The following is a 17,798-nucleotide window of genomic DNA, read 5'->3' as shown; positions in this document are numbered from 1 at the left end:
TTTAATGAGCGAAGTAGAAATACATTTTCAACTCTATCTATGGTGCATCTTTTTAATATCCTATTTTATCGGATCTATCCCATCTGGACTGCTTTTTACAAAACTATTCAAACTGAACGATGTGAGAACAATTGGTTCTGGAAACATTGGAGCAACAAATGTTTTACGAACAAAAAATAAAAAGGCTGCTGCTCTCACTCTTTTTTGTGATATATTAAAGGGAGTTATTACCGTTCTCATCGCAAAATCTTTTGATTATCCTGCAGGAAATGATATTATTGTTATTTTAGCTGGGTTTTGTACTTTTCTGGGACATCTTTTCCCGATATGGCTTAAATTTAAAGGTGGTAAAGGAGTTGCTACCTATCTTGGTGTGAGTTTAGGAGTTTTTTGGCCGGCAGCAATTGTTTTTATTACTGTATGGATGACATTTTTTCTACTTACGCGCTACTCTTCATTATCTGCACTCATTTCAGTTACTATAACTCCTATGTTTTTTTATTTTTTCTATCCAAACTCTTACACTTATTGTATGATGATCGTAATGAGTATACTCGTAATTATAAAGCATTATGCCAATATCATTAGATTATTTATTGGAGAAGAAAGTAAGATTGGCATTAAAAATGAATAAAGGGATTCTTCTTACTGATCATCAGCGTCTGAATTGGTTACGGTTATTGCGCAGCCAAAATATTGGGGCAGTTAGTTTTTATAATTTGATTGATCATTATAAAACAGCAGAAAATGCTATAGCTGCACTTCCTGAGCTTAGTAAAAAAGGAGGTTCTTGTACACCTCTTCGTATAGCAACATTAGAAGAAGCTGAACAGGAGATGCAAGAAGCAGAAAAACTAGGTATTCGATTTGTAGGTATAGGAGAACCAGATTATCCACCACTTCTTAAAAGAACAGAAGCATCACCTCCTCTCATTGCCATAAAAGGCAATGTCTCAGTTTTCCAAAAACCTTCTGTTGGAATTGTTGGTTCTCGAAATGCTTCAGCCGCTGGTAAAAAAATAGCTGCTCAATTTGCTCATTTTCTTGGTAATGCTAACTTCACAATTGTCTCTGGATTAGCCCGTGGAATTGATAGTATTGCTCATCAAACAAGCCTTTTAACAGGTACGATTGCAGTTATGGCTGGTGGAATTAATCATATCTACCCTATCGAAAACAAAAAATTATATGAAGATATTATTGCCAATGGCGGAGCAATTATCAGTGAAATGCCTATTGGTTGGAAACCACGTGCAATCGATTTTCCTAGAAGAAACCGTATTATTGCAAGCCTATCACTTGGCCTTTTAGTTGTAGAAGCCGCTATGCAATCAGGCTCCTTAATTACTGCACGCCAAGCTGCTGAAATGGGACGATTAATTTTTGCCGTTCCAGGCTCTCCTCTTGATCCGAGATCTATTGGAACAAATAACCTTATTAAAGACGGAGCTTCACTCACCACACATCCTTCTGACATAGTCGAAGCACTTACCCCACTTATCCCCAATTCTGTTAATTCACAGCTTAATTTTTTTGAAGAATCGACTTCTTATCAAATTCAAGAGGAAAACTGGAGCGTACCTGATATAAAAAAAGACACGCCCTCTTCTTTCGGCAACGAAAAAGAACGCGCTGCCCTTCTTTCATCGCTCTCAACAACTCCCATAGATTTGGACACACTCAGCGCCCATTCGGGCATCGCCTTACAAGACCTCTATCTTTTGTTAGTTGAACTTGACCTTGCCGGCAAACTTATTCGACACTCTGGCGGTTATGTGTCATTGTCGAATTCGAATCCTCCCTAAGGGTTTCAGCACTGTTAATAATGCTCTGTCCCTCTTTAGCCACCATATCTAAAAGTAGCGCCAAAAGTGGACTATGAGTTTGACGCGCCATTAAGTTCATTTGTTTTGACATATCCGTAATATACTGGATAACTTTTAAATGATTTACAAACATAATCCTCTATCCTTGAGTATTTTCCCCTCCACCTCTTAATAGATGTCATTTTAATATTTCGCCGTATTCTTATATTAACCGTGGGAAATAAGTTATATAATTCCATATAGGGCATGTTTAAATAATAACAACAAAAAGTTGTACAATATTACGTACTCTTACCAATTGTTATTAGCTATTCTCGTGAAAGAAGTTTATAGAGGAGGTTTCTATTTCAACATTCAGGTAAAATTATGAATATAGTTATCGTTGAATCACCAGCTAAAGCAAAAACAATTAATAAATACCTTGGGTCTCAATATAAGGTAGTTGCGTCATTTGGACATGTACGTGATTTATCTGCTAAAGATGGTTCTGTTTTGCCTGATGAAAACTTTTCTATGAAATGGGATATTAGTACTGCCGCTGCTAAACGCTTAAATGAAATAGCAAAAGCAGTAAAAGAAGCTGATAGCCTTATCTTAGCAACGGACCCGGACCGTGAAGGAGAAGCTATTTCATGGCATATTTTAAATGTTCTTAACCAAAAAAAAGTTCTAAATGATAAACCTGTTAAACGGGTTGTATTCAATGCAATCACTAAAAAATCTGTACTTGATGCTATGAGAAATCCACGTGATATTGATATATCACTCGTGGATGCTTATCTCGCACGTCGCGCTCTTGATTATCTTGTTGGTTTTACACTCTCACCTGTTTTATGGCGCAAACTTCCTGGTGCACGCTCAGCTGGTCGCGTTCAATCAGTTGCTTTACGTATTATTTGCGACCGTGAATTAGAAATAGAACACTTCACCAAAGAAGATTATTGGTCCATTATTACACACTTTAAAACCATCAGAAGTGATGATTTTCAAGCAAAGTTAACAATGTTTAATCAAAAAAAGATTGGCAGACTTGATATTAAATCTCAAGAACAAGCAGATCAAATTCAACTTGTATTAGAAGAAGCAAAGTACCGTATATTAAATATTGAATCAAAGCCCACAAAAAGAAACCCTGCCCCTCCATTTACAACGTCTACTTTGCAGCAGGCAGCTTCTTCTAAATTAGGATTTTCAGCTTCTCGTACAATGCAAATTGCTCAAAAGCTGTACGAAGGCATTGAAATTAAGGGAGAAACAGCGGGGCTTATTACCTATATGCGTACTGATGGTGTACAAATAGCGCCAGAAGCTATTGATTCAGCACGCAAAGTGATTCATGAATCTTTTGGTAGTAATTATATTCCTGAAAAACCACGTTTTTATTCATCAAAAGCAAAAAACGCACAAGAGGCACACGAAGCTATACGACCAACGGACTTTCAACGTACACCTAATGACGTAAGCAATTTCCTTGATAGTGACCAAGCAAAGCTCTATGAACTGATATGGAAACGAGCTATTGCAAGTCAGATGCGTTCTGCTGAAATTGAACGTACAGTAATTGAAATTGAAGCACAGCAAAAGGATAATCATGCCAATTTACGTGCAACAGGTTCAGTCGTTCGTTTTGATGGTTTTCTTTCTGTCTACACAGACTCAAAAGACGAAGAAAGTAATGAAGAACAAGAATCAACACAATTGCCACAAATTAACACTGGCGAATTACTTAAAAAAAATAAGGTTGAAGCAATACAACATACCACAGAGCCACCTCCTCGTTATTCTGAAGCTTCATTAATTAAAAAACTTGAAGAATTAGGAATTGGCCGACCTTCAACTTATGCATCTACATTAGCAACACTTTGTGATCGTGGATATATCGTAATTGAGAAACGAAAGCTTATTCCCGATGTAAAGGGACGTATTGTTACAGCATTTCTTGAAAATTTTTTTAATCGTTATGTAGAATACAGTTTTACAGCAGATCTTGAAGAAAAGTTAGACCTCATATCAGATGGAAAACTTTTTTGGAAAGATGTTTTACGTAATTTTTGGGATGAGTTTAATGCGTCTATTGCTAACATCCAAGAACTGCGTATAACAAATGTTCTTGATGTTTTGAACGTAACATTAGCACCCCTTGTTTTTCCTATACGTGAAGACAAAAGCGATACCCGTACCTGCCCTCTTTGTACAGACGGTCAATTGTCATTAAAACTAGGTCGGTATGGTGCATTTGTTGGCTGTTCCAATTATCCAAACTGCAAATATACACGCCAACTTGGCACAGAAACAGAAGAAGAAAATGAAAATATACGCAATGACGAACCCGTTATACTTGGTGTAGATACTAATACAGGAAAGGATATCTCTCTTCGAAATGGCCGTTTTGGACCTTATATTCAACTTGGTGAAGGAAAAGAAGCTAAACGTGCAGGATTACCAAAAGAGTGGAAAACAGAAAATATTACTCTTAATAAAGCTTTATCCTTAATATCTCTGCCCCGTGAAATTGGAATTCATACTGAAACAGGAAAAATGATAACAGCCACAATTGGACGCTATGGCCCATACCTTGCTCATGATGGGCAATATGCTCCTCTTTCCCATGTGGATGAAATTTTTGATATTGGCATTAATCGTGCTATTACAGTCCTTGCTGAAAAACAAGAAAACAAAATAAAGCGGAGCAAGACAACATCCGCAGCATTAGTAACATTAGGAGAACATCCAGAAGGAGGAACTATTACTATACGCGATGGGCGTTACGGCCCTTACATTAACTGGAACAAAATTAATGTAACATTGCCAAAAAACAAAGATCCCATTAATTTTGTTCTTTCAGAAGCCTTAGAACTTATATCAGCAAAAATATCCGATAAAAAAAATACCTCAAGAAAAGCTTCTTCCAAAACATCTACCAAAAAAAAAGAGAAATAAATTTTGGTTAAAGGCGAAAAAAAAATAAAGTATTTGCAATTGCGTACTGCAGAACATCTGCCTGATAAGGCAGAAATTCTTGCTTTTATCAATGATAACCCCAATCGATCAAATAAACGGGAAATTGTTAAAGCTTTTAACTTAAAAGGTGATTCTCGTATCTGGCTAAAAAATATATTGCATGATTTGAAAAGAAATAATTTAATAGCACCAAAGCATACAAAGGAAATAAATGCAAAACAATTACCTTCAATTGCTGTGGTAAAAATTAATGCGTGTAATGAAGAGGGAAATTTTATTGCACACCCTCTAGAGTGGAAGGCTAATCCAAAGCCAGAAATTGAAATACTTCCATTTTTACGTAAGAAAGAAATAAGAGTTGGAGATCATATTCTAGCAAAAATTTTTCAAAATAAAAGTTCTCAAAATACCCGTTATACAGGACGAATTATTCGTAAGATTGATATTCCTTCCAAAACTATACTTGGTGTAATTAAAAAGTTAGAAAATAGTCAATGGCGACTTGATCCTATAGAACGCAAAATTAGCGAATTAATTATCGATATATCTTCAGAATTTTATGTAGAGTCTGGCGATCTCGTTGAAGTTGAAATTAAAAGAAATAGTGTTCGTGGACAAAGAATTGCAAAAATAAAGAATGTTTTAGGGCATATTGATAACAAAAAAACGCTTTCTATGATTGCGCTTCTTTCTAAAGGAATTCCTCATATTTTTCCTGAAGATGTTCTTGAACAAGTAAAAAATGCAAAACAGGCTGGTATAAACAATCGTGAAGATTGGCGAAAATTGCCCCTCGTTACAATTGATCCACCAGAAGCAAAAGACCATGATGATGCTGTTTATGCTGTAAAGGATAAAGACCCTGAAAATAATGGTGGGTGGATTATTATTGTTGCAATTGCAGATGTTTCTTACTACGTCAAAACAGGAAGTCCCTTAGATAAAGAAGCGCTAAAACGAGGGAATTCTGTTTATTTTCCTGATTATGTTGTACCAATGCTTCCAGAGCGCATTTCTAATGATTTATGCTCTATGCATGAAGGAAAAGATAGACCTGCTTTAGCAGTTCGTATGGTTTTTGATGCAAATGGTAATAAACGAAAACATAGCTTTCATCGTGTTATGGTACATGTAGTCGCCAAATTATCTTATAAAGAAGTACAATCAGCCATTGATGGAAATATAAATGACAAAATGGCTCCTCTTTTCGAAACTATCTTAAAGCCATTATGGCATGCTTACTGTACCCTTAAAATCGCGCGTAATCGTAGACAGCCACTAGAACTGGAAATAACAGAAAAAAAAATTATTCTTGATCAAAAAGGTAGCATTAAAGATGTCGTAGTAGAAACGCACCTAGAAGCACATCGCTTAATTGAAGAGTTTATGATACAAGCCAACATTGCAGCATCCGAAACATTAAAAGAGTATCATCAGCCACTCATTTATCGTATTCATGATAAGCCTTCTCTCGCGAAACAAGAGATATTGCGGACTTTTCTGCAAAGTTTAGGGATATCGCTTTCCCGAGGAGTACAACTTACATCAGCTCATCTTAATAGCATCTTAGCAAAAGTTACGAATACCAAACAACAAGAGTTGGTCAATCAAGTAATTTTACGCTCACAATCTCAAGCTGAATATAATCCTAAAAATATCGGTCATTTTGGTCTAAATTTGCATAACTATACACATTTTACATCACCAATCCGTCGTTATGCTGATTTGATTATTCACCGTGCACTCATTAAAGCACTAAAATTGGGAGATGATCAATTAATAGATGCACAAGAACAAAATCTAGCAGAAATTTCTACCCAAATTTCTTTACACGAACGTCGCGCTATGACAGCCGAACGAGAAACTGTTGATCGAATTATTGCACAATATTTAATGAACAAAATCGGCCATACTTTTACAGGTCGCATTTCCGGAGTTACAAAAGCAGGTCTTTTTATTTCACTTGATAAATTGGGAGCAGATGGTTTTGTACCTATTTCTAAACTAAAAAATGATTATTATTATTTTGATGAAGTACAACATGTTCTTATTGGAAAACGTAGCCGTAAAGGCTACCAGCTCAGTGATGCAGTAAAGGTAAAGCTGATAAAAGTCCAATCTCTTGCTGGAGCTTTGTGCTTTGAAATATTAACAGAGCCCCGCCCAATAACTTTCTCATCTTCATCGTATCATAAAAACAAATTAATAACCAAAAAATATAAACATGCTTTTTATAAAAAAAATAAGCAAAATATATAAAGATGTATTTATCTTAATTCGTAAATAATTACTTATTTAAAAGAATAAATTCCAAAAGCACATAGCTTACTGAAAGTAATATATTTAATAATATATTTTCTTTTTAAGTAGGTATTATTATTTTTATATAACATATATTTAAAATAATATACAAATAATCAGTTATTTATATTACTATGATGACTGAAATTATATAATTATACGTATTTAAAATAATAAAAATTAATTATATTATTAAATACATAATAAATAAACTATGCTATTATTTCTTTATAATTTTTGCATTTTAACTATCATCAACACAAAATAGTTACCCAAACCGCTTTTCATGAAAATATTCATTATTTGATACAATGGGAAATAATACATTTATCCAATAACATCATAGAGTCGGTATTATTGTAATTTCAATTTTTTATTTTATAAAAAGGTAAATTTATTTACTTATGAGTCAAATATCTTGAATTTAGTTGAAGTTTTTATATAAAATGATTGAATAAATACTTATAAATTTTTCTGCTTTTACACAATAAAACTTTTGTATATCGCTAAATATATATTTATTTAGAAATATGCTTTTATTTTAGTTCATCCTTATGTAACGCAACCAGTATGCTACATCTAAATACGATTGTTATATATCTCACCTTAACAATTTATTTTTTATTTATGCGATATTGTTATATTAGTTCAATTCATTAAAAAACTAATCTGCTCTTGACTTTTTTAAGAACATTTGTAGTGTCATAATGAAATTTGATTGTATTCGGAAATTAGAATTTAAAATAATAAAGTGATATCGTTTTCAGCATAAGTAGGACTCCTTATTATGGCAAAGGCAGCAACCATTAAGATTAAACTTTTATCGACTGCGGATACTGGTTTTTTTTACGTAACAAAAAAAAATAGTCGTACAATGACCGATAAAATGACTAAACGTAAATACGATCCGATTGTGAAAAAGCATGTTGAGTTCAAAGAAACAAAAATTAAATGATGTTACTTTTTTATTAAGGTGAATTTTAGCTACCTTTATCTTTGAATTACATTTTAAAAGATGTTTTTTTCTTTTTGAGACTTCGAATATACCGTATTCGTCATACATATACCATAATTGTATGTTTCAAATACCAATTGAGTTTTGCTCCTTATATCTTCATCGTAATGTGTTTTGGCAGTAATGTAGGCGCGTTATTTTGTGCAATGAAAGATTAAAGTGGTGATTTCTCGTGAGAATTTATCATTTGGTATTAAAAGCAGATGTATCATGGTAAAAATTAATTTTTTAAAGAAAAGCTTTTTTAGCAATCTAAATGATAAAGAGATTGCTAAAAATATTTTAAAGGTTGTTTTTATTTTTGAAGCAGCCTTTTTTCAGTGTGAGAAAGCGTACTCTAAAAAAACATATTCTGTTTCTCATGCGCCTGTTAATAATAATCAGTCTATTAAAGGGCGTGCGGCAATCATTGATGGTGATACCATTATAATCTCTACTCTTAAGATTCGACTTTTAGGCATTGATGCTCCTGAACTTCGTCAATTTTGTGGTATAAAAAAGGCAAAATATGCATGCGGACTTGAAGCAAAAGAATATTTAAAAAAGCTTATAGCCAATAAGCCAGTTACATGTTACTGGGATAAAAAAGATAAATATCAGCGTGTTCTTGCGACATGCCAAACAAAGAAAGTCGATAATATTAACGCAGCTATGGTTCGTGATGGTTGGGCTGTAAGTTATTATGATTACTTTAAAGAAGAGCAAGAAGCTAAGAAGAAAAAAAATGGTATATGGCGATCTAAATTTCAACAACCAAGAGAATGGCGAAGAGCTCATCTAAAAAAATAAAGAAAAGGGATTCGCTTTTATTTTCTCATGAAGAAAAAAGAAATTACAAAGCTTGAGAAGGAGATTTATTCTTGTCGTATTTGTGCTAAGAATCCTAAGTATCCCCCTCTTCTTCTGCATGAACCAAATCCGATAGTTTATTTATCTAATACAGCTTCAATTGCGATCGCAGGTCAGGCACCTGGTTTGCGTGTACATGAAAGTTCTATTCCTTTCAATGATCATTCTGGAGATAGATTGCGTAAATGGTTAAATGTAACGAATAGTGAATTTTATAATAGAGCTTTATTTGCTATAGTTCCTATGGGGTTGTGTTTTCCAGGTTATGATAAAAATAAATCTGATTTACCACCAAGGCGTGAATGTAAAGAAATATGGCATGAAAAGATATTTCAAGCTATGCCACAAATAAAGCTCGTTCTTGCCATCGGAAGTTATGCACAGAAATGGCATATTGCGCAATTAAAGCATAAAACAGTTTCAGAAACAGTTAGTGATTGGAAAAATATTCTTTCTGTGCGTCAGCCTCGAGGCTACAATGTTATGCCGTTACCTCATCCTTCATGGAGAAACATTTCTTGGTTACAAAAAAACCCTTGGTTTAATGATGAGCTTCTTACCTATCTTCGCACTTTAGTGCGTGAACTTTTATAAGCTGAGTATATAACATAAAAATCAGCTTTAAAAAATTTTGCGTCTTTTTCAAAAATTTAATGCTCTTCTTTCTAAAACTGTTGAAAAGACCAAATCTTTGGAGCTTTTTTATTGCAAATCTCAAAATTCAAAAGATAGTGTGTTTCTATTGGTCAATAGCTGTTTTTTTTATACACTTTATTATTTCACTTACATGAAAATCATAAATTCATTAAAAATTATACAGAAACTTCATCTATTTTTATAATAAGATATATTAAGAATTTGATAATATTTAATTTAATTGTATTTTTGTACAAAATAACATAGAAAAATTAAATAAATATCATATTTAAAAAATTTAATCTTCCTGTTTTATAGGAATCATTTGTGTATGTGTTAAAACAGCAGCCTTAACAATACCAGCAGCTACAGCAGCTCCAACCCCTTCCTCAACATTCATATTTAAATCTAAAAGCGGTTCTTTCCCAATTTTTTCTAAAAGCTTACGATGCACCAACTCAGAAGAAACATGTCCAACGATTGCATGATCAAGAGCTCTGGGGTGCATCTTATAAAGTATCGCCGCTGCTGCTGTTGCCACAAAACCATCCAAAATAACTGGTATCTTTTCCATCCTTGCAGCTAAAATAGCACCCACTATAGCCGCAATTTCACGTCCTCCTAAGCAACGCATTATTTCAAAAGGATCATCAAAATGGTGTTTATGTAAAGAAACAGCTGTCTTAACTGCTGCTATTTTACGCTGATAAAAACTTTTTTCAGATTCTATACTACTCTCCACCCATTCCTCAACTTCTCCACCAAACAAAGCTAAACACAAAGCTGAAGCTATTACTGAGTTTCCAATTCCCATTTCACCTATACACAAAAGATCCGTTCCACCAGCAATAGATTCCATTCCAAATGCCATTGTAGCAGCCGCACTACGTTCATCCATTGCTGCATCCCTAGTAATATTCATTGTAGGATATTCCAACGCCAGATCAAATATTTTTAATCCAAGATCATAAGCTATACAAACTTGATTAATAGCAGCACCACCATCTGAAAACTTTTTTACCATCTCTTGTGTCATAGACTGCAGAAATGGTGTAATATTTTCATCTGTAATTCCATGGTTACCAGCAAAAATGGCTACCAAAGGCCTCATTACAACAGGCTTACCTACCCCCCTCCATCCAGCATACCAGACAGCAATATCCCCTAATTTTCCTAGCGACCCTCGCACTCTTGTTAAATTTTTTTGCCTTTTTTTTGCCAAAACTATAGAAAACTCATCAGCAACAGGTAAATTTGTGAGTAAAGCGCGAAAATCATCAAATGGACTAACGGTCATTAAGACACCTTTTTAAAACCTATAATGCACAATAAAAACCTTGTCATATAAATAGGATATAAATAATTTATTATTTTTTTAGAAGAAATTATTAACATATTAACATGCTAAACATGACTCACGAGATTGCTTTTTATTAAATTTTAAAAATCAAATTATTATTTGATCTATTTAAAATTAATAACATTATCAATTATTTATTCTATTTGTATATCGAATAAATATTTATCAGCATATATTCTGCATATGGTACTAGCGGCTTTTTTATAAAAATTTTTTTAAAATTTACAAATCTGAAACGTTTCAAAATTCTTATAAAATAAAAAAAGCATATCACCTTAACATATAAAATTAAATAAAATCCCTTTTAAACAATAAAAGAAAAGGCTTCTTTTAAAACACGCACATCTGCATCTCTTTTTATTGCATCATTTGACAATACTTGTCGCCACCGACGTGCTCCGCCGTAACCATGAAACAAACCAATCATATGACGTGTGACATGAGAAAGCCGCCCTCCAGATGCTATATATTGTGAAGCATAACTACACATAGCCTGAATAAGATCAGAATCGCTCAAATCATTCTGCAATTCACCATATATTTCAGAATCAATACGCTTTAATAAAGTAGGATTATGATAGACTTGCCGACCAACCATAACAGCATCACACAAAGATAAATGCTGTTTTATTTCATCTATTGATTTAATACCACCATTTATTCCTATAAATTTATTGAGATATTTCTGTTTTAATTTATAGACTCTTTCGTAATTAAGTGGAGGAATATCTCTATTTTCTTTTGGACTTAATCCTTGTAACCATGCTTTGCGAGCATGCACCCAAATTGCATCACAGCCTGCATTCCAAACTTGATCAGAAAAAAAATCTAATGCTAACTCTTCATCTTGATCATCCACACCTATTCGGCATTTGACAGTTACAGGCACAGTAACAGCTTTTTTTATAGCTTCCACAGCACTTGCTACAATGTCAGGATGTAACATCAAGCAAGCTCCAAATACACCTGCTTGAACACGATTTGATGGACAACCAACATTGAGATTTATTTCATCATAGCCAAAATCTTCCACAATTCGTGCAGCCTCTGCCAAATTTTGCGGATCTGACCCTCCTAGTTGTAATGCAATCGGATGCTCTACATGATTCAGAGATAATAACTGTTTGCGAGAACCATGAATTACAGCATCTGCCACAATCATTTCAGTATAAAGCAATGCCTTTTTTGTTAAAAGGCGATAAAAAAATCTACAATGCCGATCGGTCCAATCCAGCATTGGAGCTACTGCAAACTTCACAGGTGATGGAAAACTATAAATTACCAACGAATTAATTATCCTACATTCTTATTAAGATTTTTTCACATATCCACCTTAATTTTGCTCAATTTCTAATTTTCTTTGCATATAAGCAGAAAGGGAATCACACTCTTCTTTAGTAAACAAAAGTCCAAGTTTTGAACGGCGCCATAAAATATCTTCAGATGTCTTAGCCCATTCTTTTTCCATTAACCACTTTACTTCTATTTCATAAAGTTCATGCCCAAAATTTTTTCCTTTATCTGCTTTACCATTGGCAAATATCGTCAATGCTTCAGAACCGTAAGACCGAGCAAGTCTCCGATGCGTAAAAGTATCTAAACCTGGAATCAAACGAGCTATGTCATTCTCAATTACATTTAGCTCATTACATAAAAAATTACCTCCAGGGAGTGTTGAATTAACTGTCCATGGTGCTCCCTTCTTACCAAGAGCTTTTTCAACAAACTTCATCACATCTTCAGCTAATTTTCGATAAATCGTAATTTTACCACCATAAAGATTAAGAATTCGAGGCCCCCTTTCTTCCCCCATTTCTTTTAAAACGTAATCACGCGTAATTTGTTGTTCTTTTAAAGATCCATCATTATAAAGGGGTCGAACACCAGAATACGTCCACACAATATTTTTACGCAATATTGGCTGTACGAAATATTCACTCGCTGCTGTACAAATATAATCAATCTCTGTATCCGTAATATGCACATCAGCAGGATTTCCTTGATAGTCACAATCTGTCGTTCCAAGCAACGTAAACTCTTCTTGATATGGAATAGAAAATATAATACGCCCATCATTATTTTGAAAAATGTAAGCGCGATCATGAGTATAAAGCTTAGGCACTATAATATGAGAACCTCTAACAAGCCGTACTGGCGCATGTTCTTTGCAGTCTAATAAGTTTTCTAAAATACGATTAATCCAAGGTCCTGTCATGTTGACAATATAAGAAGCCGTAACACAATATTTCTTACCACTTAATTTATCTTGAAGAATCACAAACCAATTTTTGCCGTTCTTCTTTAAGGAAAGAACTTCCGTCCGTACTTTTATATCAGCACCCAATTTTTGAGCATCACGTGCATTAGCAATTACCAAACGTGCATCATCTACTCTTGCATCAGAATATTCAAAGCCTTTACGATACTCCCCTTTAAGGGTATTTTTAAAAACTTTTGAAAAATCAACAGTTTTACTACGCCACAACTTCTGATTCCAATCCCCAAGATAATCATAGATAAAAAGTCCAAACCGTAACATCCAAGCAGGACGCATCTTTTTGTGATAAGGAAGTATAAAACGCAAAGGACGCACGATATGTGGAGCCATACGCCAAATAATTTCACGCTCTTTTAATGCTTCACGGACAAGTGAAAATTCATAGTGTTCAAGGTAACGAAGACCTCCATGAATCAGTTTTGTGGATGCACTTGATGTTCCTGATGCAAGGTCATTCATCTCAGCCAACCCTACTTTAAATCCACGCCCAGATGCATCTCTCGCTAACCCACATCCGTTTATCCCTCCACCAATGATAAACAAATCATAATGTGCTGCGGTTTTCATAATTCCTACTTTTCATATTAAATTCATAGTTTCTCTGTACCCAATCAAGCTACAGTCAAAGTCAAACTCAATGTTATTTATTTAATTATTAACGTGTTTTTCTACAAAAAAGAGAAAAATTTAAAACATTCTAAAAATATAATCATTGTATAATGCGCATTGTATAATTTTGTTATAGAATCGATATCTTTTTTGCAATAAACTAAATTCACATAACAGCTAAATGCTTTGTTGCATGTCTACAATAGTTTTCATATATTTTACCCGCTAGTTTAATCGATATCACAAAAAAATACGAAGGCATACAGATGATCTATCAGCCTCAATATTCAAAAAAAACACTCATTACAAAATTTTTAGCTACAACCATTACTATATTGAGCACTTTAATTTCCTCCCCCGCTTTATCAAAAGAAAATATAAAAACCTATTCAGACTTAGAAAATTTTAAAGAGCAACTTTTAGAGGATACGTCCTTTTTATCTAAACTAAGAGAGAAAATTGCACCACACATCGATGAGCATAATGTCCGCAAGATTATAAGAAATTATTTACTCACTAATCCAGAAATTATGATACAAATGCAGTTTGCCCTTCAAGAAAAATTTGAAGAACAAAGAAAACAAAGAGCTCAAGAACAAGCTTCTAACATTCATTTATTAAAGAAGGAAATTTTTCAATCTCCTCATGATGCTATTTTAGGAAATCCAAATGGTAAGATAGTCCTTGTTAATTTTTTTGATTATAATTGTAGCTTTTGTAAAAAATCTTATGCACATATAAAAAATTTAATCAAAGAACATCCAGACTTACAGGTAATCATAAAAGACTTACCAATTTTGGGAAATGATTCTATAGCAGCACACACTGTTGCCTATGCCTTTAGAAAAGAATTTCCAGAAAAATATTCTCAATTTTATGAAACTCTTTTAACCCAGCCGGGCCGTGCAAATGAAGCTACAGCTTTGAAAGTAGCAATTTCATTAGGAGCAAGTGAAAAAAAATTGCGGAACGCAATACAAGATACTAATTTGCAAAATTCCTTTAAACAAAATATCCAAATTGCTTCTACATTAAATATAACCGGCACTCCTTCTTATATAATTGGTAATAAACTATTTATTGGAGCTGTAAGTGAAGATGTTTTAAGAGAAGAAATACAAAATATGCAGTAAACATTTTTTTTATTCTACCAACTTTATAAAAAATAGCGTAGATTAAATTATTTAATGATTTTTCATTTTTACTAAAAAGCTTATGAATGCAACCTTTATATTGAATAATGATTTTGAATTAAGAAGTTTATATTAGTAAGTATTAGGTGATAAAGCTATCAGGAAAATAATAAGGGCTTCAAAATAAAGTCATCCAGAGTCTAAAAATATTCAGTCACAAAATAAAAATAGTGATGATCTTCGTTGATCAAGGAGTTTAAAATAAAATGACCACAAAAAAAATGGACGCGACAAAACAGACGACAATTAATACAAAAATTATTCGCGACCTTGCTGAAATCTTGAATGACACCAATTTAACTAATATCGAACTTGAACAGGGTGGAATGCGCATTTGTGTGTCACGTCAAAATACCTCAATCACTTCTCCAGAACAAACAATCTACACTCCCATTTCTACTCCTCCTGTCACTACACCTTCCCCAACTCCAACAATGGAAACTCCTACACAAGAAGATAAGTCAAAAAATGCAGTCACATCTCCAATGGTTGGAACAGCATATCTTGCACCTTCCCCAGGTGCACAACTTTTTGTTGAAGTAGGACAAAATGTTTCTGAGGGACAAACATTACTTATCATTGAAGCAATGAAAACAATGAATCAAATTCCATCACCTCGCTCAGGTAAAGTAACAGCCGTTTTAGTTAAAGATGGTCAACCAGTAGAATTTGGTGAACCACTTATTATCGTTGAGTAAAGTGAGGGGTAATTATGATTCGAAAAATTCTTATTGCTAATCGAGGAGAAATTGCTCTTCGTATTTTGCGAGCCTGCAAAGAACTTGGAATAAAAACCGTAGCTGTTCATTCAACTGCTGATGCTGATGCAATGCACGTTCGTCTTGCTGATGAAAGCGTTTGTATTGGCCCCCCCTCAACTCGGGATTCTTATTTAAGTATTCATCAAATTATTGCTGCATGTGAAATTACAGGAGCTGATGCTGTTCATCCAGGTTATGGTTTTCTTGCTGAAAATGCAAAATTTGCAGATGTTTTAGAAGCTCATAATATTACATTTATTGGTCCAACAGCTGCCCATATTCGTATAATGGGTGATAAAATTGAAGCAAAGAAAACCGTTAGAAAACTTGGAATTCCTGTAGTGCCAGGTTCAGATGGAGAAATCACAGAAGAAGCAGAAGCTTTGCGTGTTGTTAGTGAAATCGGTTATCCCGTTATTATTAAAGCTTCAGCAGGTGGTGGCGGACGCGGTATGAAAGTCGTTCATTCTGAAAAAGAATTTTCCATAGCTCTCAAAACAACCCGTTCAGAAGCTGCAGCGGCTTTTGGAAATGACGCAGTTTATATTGAAAAATATCTCGAAAAACCACGCCATATTGAAGTTCAAGTTATAGGTGATGGGAACGGAAACGCTATCCATTTAGGAGAACGTGATTGCTCACTTCAACGACGTCACCAAAAAATATGGGAAGAAGCTAATTCGCCTGCATTAAATGAATCTGAACGTCAAAAAATTGGTAGTATTGTTGCGAGTTCTTGCGCAAAACTTAAGTATCGTGGAGCAGGAACTATTGAATTCCTTTATGAAAATGGTGAATTTTATTTCATTGAAATGAATACTCGTTTACAAGTTGAGCATCCTGTAACTGAAGCAATTACAGGTATAGATTTAGTTCATGAACAAATTCATATTGCATCTGGTCAAGGACTTTCAGTAACACAAGATGATATATGCTTCTCTGGTCACGCTATTGAATGTCGCATCAATGCAGAAGATCCCGTTAATTTTATGCCATCACCAGGAATTATTACACATTTTCATACACCTGGAGGCTTAGGAATCCGTATTGATTCAGGCGCTTATTCAGGTTATCGTATTCCCCCTTATTATGATAGTTTGATTGGAAAATTGATCGTTCATGGGCGTACGCGCTTAGAATGCATGATGCGGTTAAGACGTGCTTTAGATGAATTCGTAGTGGATGGAATTAAAACTACAATACCTCTATTTCGCAACCTTATTAATAATCAAGATATTGCAGATGGCAATTATAATATTCACTGGCTAGAAAAATATCTTTCTTCAAATTCGTAATTTAAATAGATCAGATTACAAGCTTTCCTCAATAGCTTTATTAAATATTGTTCTAAAGAAAATAAAATAATGAAAAAAACCGTTAATTTGTGATTTTTTTTACAAAATTTAATAGTTTTTTATTTCTCTTTTTGTAAGTTTGTGTTACTTGCTACAGGAAAGTGCCCTTATAGCTCAGTTGGTAGAGCACCTGATTTGTAATCAGGGGGTCGGGAGTTCGAGTCTCTCTGGGGGCACCGTTTTGTTATTGATTGTTTCTCATTTTAAAAGTTGAAGAATGAGAGAAGAAAAATAGAGAAAAAAAAATTTTAGAGCTCTACTTTGTAAAGCGTATTTTTTTGAATTTTTTATTGTATCATTTAGATTTTTTAGCAGAAACTTCGCAAACTCATTAAATCTAAAAACTTTACTGTCTATATCTTAAATGAAAATCTAATCGTTATTTTATAAGTGTTTCTGTTTTCAAATCTAAATGTATAAACTCTTAATGTGAGCTTTTTAAGAATTTTTTTTTGAACAAATAAAAACGCTATCAATCAATCTTCCTGCTTACAAAAAATAAAAATTATCCTGAATAATTCAGAAAAAAATTAAATTAGACAAATATAAACAAAAGTTACATTAATTTTTTCTGTATCATAAGCTCTTTAATTCTTGAAAAATATTTTTTATAAGAAAAATAGATGATGGAAAGGCTGGTTCACAACATCAATA

The 17,798-nt window shown here is 33.6% G+C and carries 14 protein-coding genes and 1 tRNA gene; 11 read left to right on the top strand and 4 right to left on the bottom strand.

Features of this window, described 5'->3' with window-relative positions; genetic code table 11:
* Window positions 1–4: 4 nt before the first annotated feature.
* Window positions 5–634, top strand: coding sequence for a glycerol-3-phosphate 1-O-acyltransferase PlsY (plsY, locus tag V5N68_RS02070; protein WP_332065535.1), 630 nt, complete (start codon window positions 5–7; stop codon window positions 632–634).
* Window positions 627–1,805 (top strand): DNA-processing protein DprA, encoded by a 1,179-nt coding sequence (gene dprA, locus V5N68_RS02065; protein ID WP_332065534.1) that lies wholly within the window; start codon window positions 627–629, stop codon window positions 1,803–1,805. The genes plsY and dprA overlap by 8 nt, the downstream gene beginning before the upstream one ends.
* Here the strand turns inward: dprA and V5N68_RS02060 are convergent.
* Window positions 1,753–1,959 carry a hypothetical protein gene (locus tag V5N68_RS02060; RefSeq protein ID WP_332065533.1) on the bottom strand — a complete coding sequence of 69 codons (207 nt, stop codon included), beginning with the start codon at window positions 1,957–1,959 and terminating at the stop codon, window positions 1,753–1,755. The two genes, dprA and V5N68_RS02060, sit on opposite strands and share 53 nt — an antisense overlap.
* Before the next feature lie 233 nt (window positions 1,960–2,192).
* Between V5N68_RS02060 and topA the strand changes: the two genes are divergently transcribed.
* The 5 genes from topA (at window position 2,193) to V5N68_RS02035 (ending at window position 9,546) form a co-directional block, all read left to right on the top strand.
* Complete coding sequence (topA, locus tag V5N68_RS02055; RefSeq protein ID WP_332065532.1) at window positions 2,193–4,766, top strand: type I DNA topoisomerase; 2,574 nt, start codon at window positions 2,193–2,195, stop codon at window positions 4,764–4,766.
* 3 nt (window positions 4,767–4,769) lie between these two features.
* Window positions 4,770–7,046 (top strand): ribonuclease R, encoded by a 2,277-nt coding sequence (rnr, locus tag V5N68_RS02050; RefSeq protein WP_332065531.1) that lies wholly within the window; start codon window positions 4,770–4,772, stop codon window positions 7,044–7,046.
* An 829-nt stretch (window positions 7,047–7,875) separates the two neighbouring features.
* Complete coding sequence (gene rpmG / locus V5N68_RS02045) at window positions 7,876–8,043, top strand: 50S ribosomal protein L33 (RefSeq protein ID WP_332065530.1); 168 nt, start codon at window positions 7,876–7,878, stop codon at window positions 8,041–8,043.
* A gap of 219 nt (window positions 8,044–8,262) precedes the next feature.
* A complete protein-coding gene (locus V5N68_RS02040; protein WP_332065529.1) occupies window positions 8,263–8,892 on the top strand; it encodes a thermonuclease family protein in 630 nt (209 codons plus the stop codon).
* 27 nt (window positions 8,893–8,919) lie between these two features.
* Window positions 8,920–9,546: a uracil-DNA glycosylase family protein gene (locus V5N68_RS02035; protein ID WP_332065528.1), complete on the top strand. Its 627-nt coding sequence runs from the start codon at window positions 8,920–8,922 to the stop codon at window positions 9,544–9,546.
* A gap of 340 nt (window positions 9,547–9,886) precedes the next feature.
* On the opposite strand, the gene V5N68_RS02030 is transcribed toward V5N68_RS02035, so the two are convergent.
* From V5N68_RS02030 to glpD, 3 genes are all read right to left on the bottom strand, one after another.
* Window positions 9,887–10,885, bottom strand: coding sequence for a nicotinate-nucleotide--dimethylbenzimidazole phosphoribosyltransferase (locus V5N68_RS02030; RefSeq protein ID WP_332065527.1), 999 nt, complete (start codon window positions 10,883–10,885; stop codon window positions 9,887–9,889).
* Between the two features lie 367 nt (window positions 10,886–11,252).
* Window positions 11,253–12,233: a tRNA dihydrouridine(20/20a) synthase DusA gene (gene dusA, locus V5N68_RS02025; protein ID WP_332065526.1), complete on the bottom strand. Its 981-nt coding sequence runs from the start codon at window positions 12,231–12,233 to the stop codon at window positions 11,253–11,255.
* A gap of 48 nt (window positions 12,234–12,281) precedes the next feature.
* Window positions 12,282–13,793, bottom strand: a complete 1,512-nt coding sequence (gene glpD, locus V5N68_RS02020) for a glycerol-3-phosphate dehydrogenase (protein ID WP_332065525.1) — start codon at window positions 13,791–13,793, stop codon at window positions 12,282–12,284.
* Window positions 13,794–14,101: 308 nt separating this feature from the next.
* On the opposite strand from glpD, the gene V5N68_RS02015 reads away from it, so the two are divergent.
* From V5N68_RS02015 to V5N68_RS02000, 4 genes are all read left to right on the top strand, one after another.
* Window positions 14,102–14,968, top strand: coding sequence for a DsbA family protein (locus tag V5N68_RS02015; protein WP_332065524.1), 867 nt, complete (start codon window positions 14,102–14,104; stop codon window positions 14,966–14,968).
* Window positions 14,969–15,234: 266 nt separating this feature from the next.
* On the top strand, window positions 15,235–15,726 hold the full coding sequence (gene accB, locus V5N68_RS02010) for an acetyl-CoA carboxylase biotin carboxyl carrier protein (protein WP_332065523.1): 492 nt from the start codon (window positions 15,235–15,237) through the stop codon (window positions 15,724–15,726).
* 14 nt (window positions 15,727–15,740) lie between these two features.
* On the top strand, window positions 15,741–17,084 hold the full coding sequence (gene accC / locus V5N68_RS02005) for an acetyl-CoA carboxylase biotin carboxylase subunit (protein WP_332065522.1): 1,344 nt from the start codon (window positions 15,741–15,743) through the stop codon (window positions 17,082–17,084).
* A 163-nt stretch (window positions 17,085–17,247) separates the two neighbouring features.
* A tRNA-Thr gene (locus V5N68_RS02000) sits at window positions 17,248–17,320 on the top strand.
* Window positions 17,321–17,798: the final 478 nt, after the last annotated feature.

The organism is Bartonella eidoli, assembly GCF_036576145.1.
Classification (GTDB): domain Bacteria; phylum Pseudomonadota; class Alphaproteobacteria; order Rhizobiales; family Rhizobiaceae; genus Bartonella.
The sequence above is the reverse complement of the archived record's forward strand: the minus strand, read 5'-3'. Positions and strand labels throughout refer to the sequence as shown.